The organism is Streptomyces purpureus (assembly GCF_014648195.1).
In the GTDB taxonomy this organism is placed as follows: Bacteria; Actinomycetota; Actinomycetes; order Streptomycetales; family Streptomycetaceae; genus Streptomyces; species Streptomyces purpureus.
In genome coordinates this window covers 1-700 of sequence record NZ_BMQQ01000086.1, presented here as the reverse complement: position 1 = coordinate 700, position 700 = coordinate 1, and the positions used below count along the sequence as shown (strand labels likewise).

Below are 700 nucleotides of genomic sequence, written 5' to 3'. Positions count from 1 at the left end.
TTTATCTCATTCAACGCTTACGATTAATGTGGCAAATGTCAATCTAACACCAGCTCCAATTAGCAATACTGTCAATGAAAGTGGTCTTGCGGGTGGTTCAACTGCGGGTACTGGTCATACCGTAACAGATACAGTGAACCTACCATCCGAGGTCAAAGCAGTACCCGTTACTAATGGTTCGACTCAATATGGGACGTTCAGCATTGATGAAGATGGTCACTACACATACACACTGACTAAACCGTCAAATGGCGATAATGTTGAGGATACGTTTAGCTATACCACTAAGGATGCTCAGGGCAATAGTACAACGAATACCGTAACGATTACGATTATAGATGACGCACCTGTTGCGAATTCTGACACGAATAGCATTACAGAAGACAGCGTCCCTAACCCGGTAAGTGGCAACGTACTGACAGGAGACGTATCTAGTGGAGATACAGCTGATACCCAAGGCGCAGACAAAGCCAACGTCAGTGGAGTACAGGCTGGAACAGTTGCATCAGGTGAACACGTAGCAAATGGCGCATTGAATACAGCAGTGAATGGAGAATACGGAACATTAATTCTCCGTGCTGACGGTAGTTACACCTACCAATTAAATAATAACAATACGGATGTAAATGCCCTTAAAGATAACCAAAGCCTCCAAGACGTATTTAGCTACACCATTACCGATGGAGATGGAGATAAATCG

At 44.0% G+C, this 700-nt stretch carries 1 protein-coding gene; it reads left to right on the top strand.

What is annotated here, in order from left to right:
• Positions 1-28: 28 nt before the first annotated feature.
• Positions 29-700 (top strand): cadherin-like domain-containing protein (locus IEZ01_RS36285; RefSeq protein WP_194523919.1); only part of this gene is annotated, 672 nt, incomplete at its 3' end.